Source organism: Polyangium sorediatum (genome assembly GCF_029946465.1).
Lineage (GTDB): Bacteria > Myxococcota_A > Polyangia > Polyangiales > Polyangiaceae > Polyangium > Polyangium fumosum.
Genome location: NZ_JARZHI010000141.1, coordinates 1 through 9,426 on the forward strand (window position 1 = coordinate 1; position 9,426 = coordinate 9,426).

The following is a 9,426-nucleotide window of genomic DNA, read 5'->3' on the forward strand; positions in this document are numbered from 1 at the left end:
GGGCGGTCTGCTCGGCCTCGCCGGCGGCGCGACGCCCCCGGCGACGGGCGACCTCGCGGGCGGCGGCCTCGGCGACGTCGCGGGCGCGCTTGGCGGCGCCACGGGCGCGGATGCGCTCGGCGGCATGCTCCAGCTCGTCGGCACGTTCGTGTATCCGGCGCTCAAGTCGATCTTCGAGACGAACACCCGCCGCGTCACGGTCACGGTCACATGGACCGAGGGCTCCCGCGAACATTCGTTCGATATCGTGCAATGGGTGACGAACCCGAAGCCGACGCTCATCACGAACGACGCGCTCGACGCCGTCGAGGCCCAGATGAACCCGACGGGCGGCGGCAATCCCACGGGCGGCGGCAATCCCACGGGCGGCGGCAATCCTTTCGGCGGCGGCAATCCTTTCGGCGGCGGTGGCCGTCCCACGTTCCCGGGCGCGCCCGGGGGAGGCATGGGCCGATGAAGACGCGTCGTCGTGCCTCGATTCGTGGCCTCACGCTGCTCGAAGCGATGGTCTCGATCGGCGTCCTCGCCCTCATCGGCTCGCTCATTTATGGCGCGTTCGACGGCATGTCCCGCTCGCGCAAGGGCATCACGGGGATGAACGACCGATACCACCAGGGCCGCGCCGCCATTCAACGCATGGCGCGCGAGATCCAGGCGGCGTTCGTCTCGAAGCACGGCGATTATACGAACAGCTCCACGATGATCTCGCAGCAGACCCGCAAGACCGGGTTCATCGGCCAGGACGAGGGCACGTTCGATCGCCTCGATTTCACCTCCTTCGCGCACCGCCGCCTCGCCCGCGACGCGCACGAGTCCGATCAATGCGAGATCGGCTATTTCGGCGCGCGGAACGACGCCGGCACGATGGACCTCGTCCGGCGCGAGGACAAATACCTCGACATGGAGCCGCAAAAGGGCGGCGTCGTGAATGTCCTCGTCGAGGACGTGCAGAGCTTCGACATCCAGTATTTCGACGCCACCATCTCCGAATGGGTCGACACCTGGGACACGACGCAGGTCACGGGCCAGCCGTGGCGCCTGCCCCAGCAGGTCCTCATCACGCTCGTGCTGAATGGCGGCCCCGGCGGCAAGCCGATCGTCCTTCGCTCGCGCGTCTCCCCCGCGATGCAGCTCGCCCTCGATTTCGCGAACTGAGCCATGAACGAGCCGAACCGCGAAAAGGAGGCCAGGAAGCTCCGCCGGCGAAAACGAGAGCGCCGCGGCGTCGCGCTGCTCATGGTGCTCGGCGCGATCACCGTGCTGACGGTGTTTCTCACCGAATTGCAGCAGGAGACGACCTCCGAGCTCGCCGCCGCGCTCGCGGACCGCGACGCGCTCAAGGCCGAATACCTGGCGAAGAGCGCCGTGAACCTCTCGCGCCTGCTCATCGCCTCCGAGCCGACGATCCGCACGAGCGTTCCTCTTCCGTTGCCCTTCAAGCAGCTCCCCGTCTGGGAGTTCACCGATATCGCGCTCGGCCCCTTCAATGACGAGACCGGAATGGCCACGTTCGGGGGAATGCTCGGCGTCGATACCACGCAGGGCAAGGGCCTTGGCATCACGGGCGGCTCGTTCACGGTCAAGATCGTCGACGAGGATTCGAAGATCAACGTCAACCGGGCCGCGCCGATCCCGGACATCGATCTCGAACGATTGCTCGTCAGCCACATGCAGGGCCCGCAATACGCGCCGATGTTCGATGGCACGGACCCCGACGGTCAGTATTCGACGATGCAGACGATCTGCGGCGCCCTGACCGATTGGGCCGATCAGGACGAGAACCTCTCGACGTGTTACGTCGGCTCGCAGGCCCAAGGCTCCACGGGCGCCGAGGACAACTATTACCAGACGATCGGCCTCCCCTATCGCCGCAAGAACGCCGCGTACGACTCGCTCGAGGAGCTGCGCCTCATCCGCGGCGTCGGCGACGACTTCTGGGCGACGTTCGTCGAGCCGAACCCGGACGATCCGAAATCACGCACGCTCACGGTCTGGGGCCAAAAAGCGGTCAACGTGAACACGGCGAACCCGCAGACCCTGCTCGCCGCGGCTTGCTCCGTCTGCTCGGGCGGCGCAGGCGCAACACAATCGAACGCGACGCAGGGCATTCCCCTTTGCACCGACCCGACGATCCAGGCACAGTTCCTCGGCCTCCTCGGCGTCCTCAAGACGTTCCCGATCCCCATTTTCTCCAAGCCCGCCGATTTCCCCAATCTCCTCAAGACGGGCACCGTCCCCGGGCCGCTCGGCGCGATGCTCGGGCCGATGCTCACGCCGCTGCTCACGCAGGCGGGCCTGCCGTGCGGGCTCAACGCGGGCGCGACCAAGCAATTCACCGTCACGAGCAAGGTCTTCAGCATTTACGCCGAGGGCGTCGTCCCCGGCCGCAAGCGCACGACGCGCGTGCGCGTCCACGCCGTCGTGGACACGCGCGGCGTCGATCCGCTCACGGGCGGCACGGCGACCGGCTCGACGTCCGCGCAGGGGCTCACGCAGGGGGCGGCCGCGGGAGGCTCGACCTCGGCCGGCGGCACGGCCACGGGCAGCGTCGTCGATCCGCTGACCGCGCTTGCTACGAACCCGCTCGGCAAGATCGTCTATTATCGCATCGATTAGGTTTCCTCGAGAGAGCATCACGATGTCCAAAATTCTCGGTATCGACGTCGGCAAAGCGGTGGTGAGGGTGGCGCTCCTGCGCCTCTCGTACCGCAAGATCACGCTCGAGGCCCTCGGCGAGGCGCCCGTCACCGGCCTCGAAATCGACGCCGTCCGCGCCGCCGTGGGCGGCCACAAGGCCGACGCGATCTCGATCGCGATCTCGGGCGAGCGGACGTTCTTCCGGTCGATCGACATGCCGACCTCGGCGCTGAAGGAGATCGACAACGTCCTGCCGTTCGAGCTCGAATCCCTGATCCCGTTCGAGATCACGGACGCGGTGTTCGATTACCGCATGGACAAGAACCCGGGCGGCGACACCGTGCCGATCTTCGCGGCCATCGCGCGCATCGAGGACGTGAAGCAGCGCATCGACGCCGTGCGCGAGGCCCTCGGCATGGAGCCCGAGCGCGTCGGCACGGGCGCGCTGCCGCTCGCGAACCTCGCGGGCGTGATGCCTGAAATCGAAAAACCGTTCGGCAAAGAGGCCGCCGCGGGCGAGGCGGCGCTGCCCGTCGCGATCCTCGATCTCGGCGAGGCCACGAGCGACATCGTGATCCTGCGCGGCGGCGACCCCGTCTTCGCGCGCACGCTCTCGCGCGGCACGCTCGGTTTGCCCGGGAGCGCGCCCGCGCTCTCGCGTGAATTGCGACAAACCCTGGCGGCCTGGCGCGCCTCGGGCGGCAGCCCGCTCGCGGGCATGTACCTCGTCGGCGGCGGGGCGAGCGCGCAGGGCGCGGAGGCATATCTCGCGACCGAGCTCGGCATCACGATCCTGCCCTTGCCGAAGCCGCGCCTCGAAGGCGTCACGGCCGAGCAAGAATCGATGCTCCCGCGCTTCGCGAAGGCCATTGGCCTCGCGATGGGCCTCGCCGGCAAGGCGCGCGGCCTCAACCTGCGCCAGGGCGACCTCGCGGCCGCGCGCAGTTATCCTTTCCTCCGCGAAAAAATCCCGCTCCTCGCGGGCCTCGCCGCCGCGGTCGTCGTGAGCTTCGGCTTCAGCCTGCTCGCCCAGCACCGGAGCCTCTCGGCCGAGAAGGAAATGCTCCTCTCGCGGCTCGAAACGGCGACGGGCGACGTGTTCGACGAGGAGACGAAGGAGCCGGAGAAAGCGCGCAGCATGCTCGACAAGGGCCCCGGCAGCGCCGACGAGGACCCGCTGCCGCGCGCGGACGCATTCGACGTCATGGTGAAGCTCTCGGAGGTCGTGCCCAAGGAGATCACGCACGACGTCCTCGAGTTCGACGTGAACCGCGGCCACGTCTCGATTCAAGGCACGGTCCCTTCGATCCCCGACGCGCAGGCGATCGCGGACAAGATGAAGGAGCACAAGTGCTTCAAGGAAGTAAAGATCAGCCGCACGGCCCAGTTCAGCGAGGGCAAACAGAAATACGTGCTCGAGCTCGACGTGAAGTGCGACGATAAGAAGAAAAAGACGACGACGAAATCCTCGGGCGCCGCTGACACGGCGGACTCGTCCTCGCCCGCGGCCGGCAAGGAGGAAGGCAAGTGACGTTCGCGGAGCGCCTGGACAAACTTGAGCCGCGCGAGCGCAAGCTGCTCGGCGTCCTCGCCGGCGTCGTGGCGGCGCTGCTCGTGCTCGCGATGCCGATCTACGCCTGGAGCGCCGTGAGCTCGTCGCGCACCGAGAACGACGAGATCCGCGCCCTCATCGACGAGGTCTACAAAGCGCGCCTCTCGGTCGCCGAACGCAAGGCGAAGCAAGACGCGCTGCTCGCGCGTTACGGCCGCCCCGCCCCCGCGCTCGCCGGCTTCATCGAGGACGCCGCGAAGCAGAACGGGATCACGATCGCGGACGCGCAGGACAAACCCGAGGTCCCGCACGGGAAGAAGTATTCTGAGCGGCTCACCGTGGTGAAGATGCACAAGGTGGGTATGCTGGCGCTGGTGAAGACGATCGAGCGGATCGAGCAATCGGGCCACGCCGTCGCGGTGACGCGCCTCAACATCCGCCCGCGCGCCGGCGAGCCGGACTCGTACGAGGTGGAGCTCGGCGTGAGCGCCTACGACCGCAAGCCGGACGCGAAAGAAAAAGACAAGGACAAGGGCGAGCCGAAGGATACGGCCGAGGAGGAAAAGATCCCGTGAAGGCCCGTCTCCTGCGTATCGCAAAATTCCTCGCCTACCCGGCGCTTTATTGCTTGTGCCTCGGGCTCTTCTTTTATCTGGCCTTCCCCTGGGATCGCTTGAAGGACCGCCTCGTCGCCGAGTTCCAGGCCGCGCAAAAAGGCAAGAGCGCGGGGCAACGGCTGGAGATCGACGAGCTCGATTCGTACTGGTTCACGGGCGTCGAGGCGACGGGCGTCCGGCTCTACCTGCCCCCGAGCGACGACACGTCGTCGAGCTCCTTCAGCAGCAGCGCCGACAAGGACAAACCCGCCCCGAAGGAGAGCGTGATCGAGGTCGAAGAGGTGGAGGCGCGGCTGCAGATCCTGCCGCTCTTCCTCGGCCGCGTGCGCATCAAGTTCTGGGCGAAGGCCTTCGACGGCGAGGTCAAAGGCACGGTGCCCGTGGGCGGTTCGAGCGGGCCCGTGGAGGTCGAGCTCGAAGGCGTGAACCTCGCGAAGGTCGACGTGATCAAGGACTTCCTCGGCGTGCCGGTGAAAGGCGTCGCGAAGGGGACGTTCGAGCTCACGGCCGAAGGCGGGAAGTTCAGCAAGGCAAACGGCGCGCTCGACCTGACGATCGCCGAGATGGTCGTCGGCGACGGGAAGTCGAAGATCAAAGGCCAGATCGCGCTGCCCGAGGCGAAGCTCGGGGACCTCGTCATCGCGGCCGAGGCGAAGGAAGGCGTCCTCAAGGTCACGAAGCTCGAAGCCAACGGCACCGACATCGAGCTCGCGGGCGACGGGAAGGTGAACGTGCGCGAGCCGTGGAACAGCTCGGCCGCCGACCTCTACGTGCGCTTCAAGTTCACCGACGCCTACCGCAACAAGAGCGACCTGACGAAGTCGCTGCTCGGCGCGCCGGGCTCGAGCGCGCCGTCGCTCTTCGAACTGGCCGATCCGAAGATCAAGAAGGCCAAGCGGCAAGACGGGTTCTACGGCTGGCACGCGCACGGCGCGCTGTCGCGGATGAAGTTCGATCCGCACTCGACCGACGGCCCCGCCGCAGGTCGTGGCCGCGGCAAGGGCGACTCACCGTTCCCGTCGAAGAAGTCCGGTTTGCCCCTGGGCACGTCGACGGTGAAGGACAAGGGCGACGAAGAGCCCGCGCGCGCGCCCGCCGCCCCGGAGCCGAAGCCCGTGGAGCCGCCGCGCGAGGCGCCCCCGCCGCCGGAGCCCGCGGACAAACCCGCCCCGGCGGGCGAGCCCGCGCCCGCGATGCCACCCGAAGAGCTGCCCCCGGCCCCCGCCCCGCGAAACCGGGGCCAAGCCGAGCCCGAATGAACGATTGAAGCGAAAACGCCGGGCCCCTTCTCCAGGGCGCCCGGCGTTTCTCTTTGGAGCCGATCCGATCAGTTGATCGGCATCCCCTTCGCCTCACCTTGCTGCATCTCGTGGGTCTTGGGGTCGTACTTCGAGGTGCACTTCGCCATGACGAGCGTGGCCTCGAACTCGGCCGCAGACTTGAGCGAACCCTCGACGGTGACCTGCACGCCGCCGGTCGGTACGTCGCGGAACGTGTCGGGAATGACGCACTGAGGATATCGAACGGGCAAGGTCTGCTTGCCGTCCTTGCCATGAATGGTGAAGCGATACTCGCAAGGCTTGTCGCGCTTTTCGAGGGTGCCCGGCACGAGCTCACCCTCGACGCGGACCTTGCGGCCCATCAGTTTGTCCTGCTGCGAGAGGAGCTGATCGACGGGCGTCGCGTAAATGGCCGCTTCCTTGAAGCCGAACATGAAGAGGCCGACGAGCGCGCCGCCCATGACGAGCAGCGTGATCAAGAGGCCCATGCTGCTGTTCTTCGGCCGCGCCTTCTCGGCCGGCTGGGGCACGGTGAGGGGCGGCATCACCGCCGGCCCGTCGTCGTCCCGTCCAATCCCCGCAGCCTGCGCGAGCTCCTCGTCCAGCTTCTTGCTCATGACAAGCTCAGGGTAGCGAACCTTTCCGGGCAGGTCGAGGGGCAGGAAAGGAAAGCAGGGCGGGGGTAGGTACCTCCGCCCTGCTTCTCGGATGTGGAGCCGCGCCCCGGTTGCTTCTAGTCCTGGCGCTTCTGCTGGCCGCTCTGCACCCCCTCCTGGCCCCACTGGCGCACGAAGGCGCGCGTCTGGTTACGCAGGTTGGGCACACCACTCGCGTCCTGGGCGAGCAGGAGGATACGAATCTCGTTGCCCTGCTCGATCAGGCCCGAGCGGCCCGCCATCTGGCCGAGGTCGAAGAGCGCGCAACGCTCCGCCGCGCTGGTGGGCCGCGCCGCGTGCTGCTCGCCGGAAGGCGGGCTCATCGTGTACGCGATGTGGATCGCATCGCCGCGCAAGGTGGAGAGGTCCACGCCCGCCTTGGGGCTCGCGATGATCGCGACGCCCCCCTCGATGTCCTCGACGCGAAGGTTCGAGTGCTGGACGAACGAGGAGCACATCTCCTGCTCGCTCATCATGCCCATGCCCGCATGTCCGCCCTGATCCTGGCCCTGGCCCGCCTGGCCCTGGCCCCACTGCCCCGCCTGGCCCTGCCCCGCCTGGCCCTGGCCATATTGCCCCGCCTGGCCCTGACCGTAGTACGGGCTCGGTCGCCCCTGCTCCGCGGGAGCAGCGGCCTCGAAGGCCGGCGTCGGGCGCTGCTGCGCACTCTGCGCGGGTTTCTCGCCGCGCCCGCATCCCACGCCGAGGGTCATGAGGGCCGCGGCACCGAGCATCGTGAGCTGCATGGTCTTCGTCATCGAAAGTCCTCCTGAGAGGTAGAGGCATCGCCTCCGAACGCGGGGAGGCACTCGAAAGAAAGCCCCTCGCGATCCGGAAAACCCCCCTGCCGTTCGTCGGACATTGCAGCCGACGTGCCCTCGAGCACGTACGGCGCGGACACTCCACGAGCGGCACGGCGTGCACGCGGCCACCGTCCAGGGACACGACGCGCTCGTGCTGCTCTTCCTGCACGCCCGGCAAAGTCCGCGTTAAGGTGGGCGCGATCGTGGCGCGCCTCCCCCTCTCTCGTCGTGTGCAAAAAGGCCCGAGTTTTCTGCTGCTCTGGCTGCTCGTCGGAAGCTCTGCCTGCTCGGGCGCGAGCGTACGTGACAGGCAGCAGCCAAGCGGAGGAAAGCAACCAAGCGAGCAACGTGCGCCGACGGAGGGGACGCCGAGCTCGGCCGCGGGCGCGCAGGTGACGCGTTTGCCGCTGGGTGCAGCGGAGGAGGCGGGCCTGCCGATGTCGGTGGAGCCGGTGTTCGGGGAGGCGGCGGCGCTGCTCGTGTCGCAGGCGGCGGGCGAGCCCGAGGGGTATGTGCGGTGGGTGGAAGAATCCGGTCGGATGGGGCCGATCGTGCGGCTCGTGAATGAAAACGTGGTGCTTGCGTTTGCGCGGAGCGACGGGAAGCGGGCGCTGGTGACGTCGGCGGGCGGGGATCGGCTGTGTTTGTCGGTGTTCGAGAAGGCGTCGGAGGTGGCGGAGATCCGCGGGTGTGAGCGGGTCGGGGACGTGAAAGCGATTGCGGTGAGCGGGGAGCGGGTGGCGTTGATTTCGGTGGAGACGGTGGGGGCGAATGCGGGGTCGGGGGAGCGGCGCGGGGCCGCTTCTTTTTTGGGGGCGGGGGGGGGGGCGAGGGGGGGGGGGGGGGCGGGGCGGGGGGCCGCTTCTTTTTTGGGGGCGGGGTCGGTTCCCCCGAACTCGGGGCCTGCGGCCCCTCAAACAACAGGACCCACCACCCCCGCCCCCAAAAAAGAAGCAGCCCCGCGCCTCGTGCAGAATCGCAAGGCGGCCGCGGCAGGGAAGAAGGGGAATGGGGGGAAGAAGGGGAATGGGGGGAAGAAGAGGGAGGTGGGGAAGAAGGCGGCGCCGCGGCCGACGGTGGAGGTGACGGTGCGGTGGTTGTCGCGGGAAGGGGTGTTCGAGGGGGAGGCGACGGCGACGGGGTTGCGGTTTGTCCCGCCGCTGGAGGGGATGGGGGTGGTGGATGCGCGGGGGTCGGCGCGGGGCGTGGAGATTGTTTGGTATGAGAGTGCCAAACCGGTGGGGGCGAGGAAGGTGGCGGGGATGGGGTGGGCCGCCGTGGGCGGGGGGGTGATTGGCGCGGATGGGAGGTTCGAGGCGAAGAGTCGGTCGAAGGTGGTGGAGGGGGAGCTGGAATGGGGGGCGTTGAAGGGGTTTTATGCGCCTCGGTTGGTGGGCGGGGCGCAGGTGGGGCTGTTGACGCAGCCAGTGGCAAGGGGCGGGAGCTGTGAGGTGAGCTGGTTCGGGGGGACGGGGGCGAAGCTCGGGCGGGGGGCGTGTGCGGTGGATCCAGGGGCGGGCGCGGGTTTGGAGAAGATTCTGGAGGCGGAGCCCCGGCGGATGGAGGGGCAGGGGCGCAATGATGTGGGGCTCGTGGTGTGGGCCGGGGAGCGGGCGTTTTTTACGACGCGTGATGGGCGCGGGCTCCGGTCGGCCGGGCGGGATGGGGTTTGGCGGGAGGAGGGGGCGGCGTTTCCGGCGCGGCGGGGGCGGGTGCATTGGGCGCGGGTTTGGCCGGATGGAACGGGGGTGGCGCTGGCCGGGGGGCGGGTGCGGATGCTGGAAGGGGATGGGGTGCGGGAGGGTTTGTCAAAGGAGGAGATTTTTGCGGGCGGGCGGGGCGCGGGGGCTGTAGCGGGGATCGGGAAGGTCGGGGGCGCGG

Annotated in this window: 8 protein-coding genes and 1 pseudogene; 7 read left to right on the forward strand and 2 right to left on the reverse strand. The window is 68.4% G+C overall.

Annotation, left to right across the window (positions count from 1 at the left end; all coding sequences use genetic code 11):
* The 6 genes and pseudogenes from QHF89_RS49230 to gspN all read left to right on the forward strand — a co-directional run.
* Positions 1–457 (forward strand): annotated as a pseudogene (locus QHF89_RS49230) (hypothetical protein); the annotation flags it as partial.
* Positions 454–1,155, forward strand: coding sequence for a type II secretion system protein GspJ (locus tag QHF89_RS49235; RefSeq protein ID WP_136966295.1), 702 nt, complete (start codon positions 454–456; stop codon positions 1,153–1,155). The pseudogene QHF89_RS49230 and the gene QHF89_RS49235, both read left to right, overlap by 4 nt.
* A gap of 3 nt (positions 1,156–1,158) precedes the next feature.
* Positions 1,159–2,616 carry a type II secretion system minor pseudopilin gene (locus QHF89_RS49240; RefSeq protein WP_136966296.1) on the forward strand — a complete coding sequence of 486 codons (1,458 nt, stop codon included), beginning with the start codon at positions 1,159–1,161 and terminating at the stop codon, positions 2,614–2,616.
* 22 nt (positions 2,617–2,638) lie between these two features.
* Positions 2,639–4,168: a type IV pilus biogenesis protein PilM gene (gene pilM, locus QHF89_RS49245; protein WP_136966297.1), complete on the forward strand. Its 1,530-nt coding sequence runs from the start codon at positions 2,639–2,641 to the stop codon at positions 4,166–4,168.
* Complete coding sequence (locus tag QHF89_RS49250) at positions 4,165–4,764, forward strand: type II secretion system protein GspM (RefSeq protein WP_136966298.1); 600 nt, start codon at positions 4,165–4,167, stop codon at positions 4,762–4,764. Before pilM ends, QHF89_RS49250 begins: the two co-directional genes overlap by 4 nt.
* Positions 4,761–6,065 carry a type II secretion system protein GspN gene (gene gspN / locus QHF89_RS49255; RefSeq protein ID WP_136933993.1) on the forward strand — a complete coding sequence of 435 codons (1,305 nt, stop codon included), beginning with the start codon at positions 4,761–4,763 and terminating at the stop codon, positions 6,063–6,065. The genes QHF89_RS49250 and gspN overlap by 4 nt, the downstream gene beginning before the upstream one ends.
* Positions 6,066–6,133: 68 nt before the next feature.
* Here gspN and QHF89_RS49260 read toward each other — a convergent pair whose 3' ends face one another.
* Together QHF89_RS49260 and QHF89_RS49265 are read right to left on the reverse strand one after the other, a co-directional pair.
* The gene (locus QHF89_RS49260; RefSeq protein ID WP_136966299.1) at positions 6,134–6,703 is read right to left on the reverse strand and encodes a cytochrome c maturation protein CcmE; all 570 of its coding nucleotides are present in this window, start codon (positions 6,701–6,703) and stop codon (positions 6,134–6,136) included.
* Positions 6,704–6,819: 116 nt separating this feature from the next.
* A complete protein-coding gene (locus tag QHF89_RS49265) occupies positions 6,820–7,500 on the reverse strand; it encodes a hypothetical protein (protein ID WP_136966300.1) in 681 nt (226 codons plus the stop codon).
* Positions 7,501–8,513: 1,013 nt separating this feature from the next.
* Here QHF89_RS49265 and QHF89_RS49270 point away from each other — a divergent pair.
* Positions 8,514–9,426 (forward strand): hypothetical protein (locus QHF89_RS49270; protein WP_284721994.1); only part of this gene is annotated, 913 nt, incomplete at its 3' end.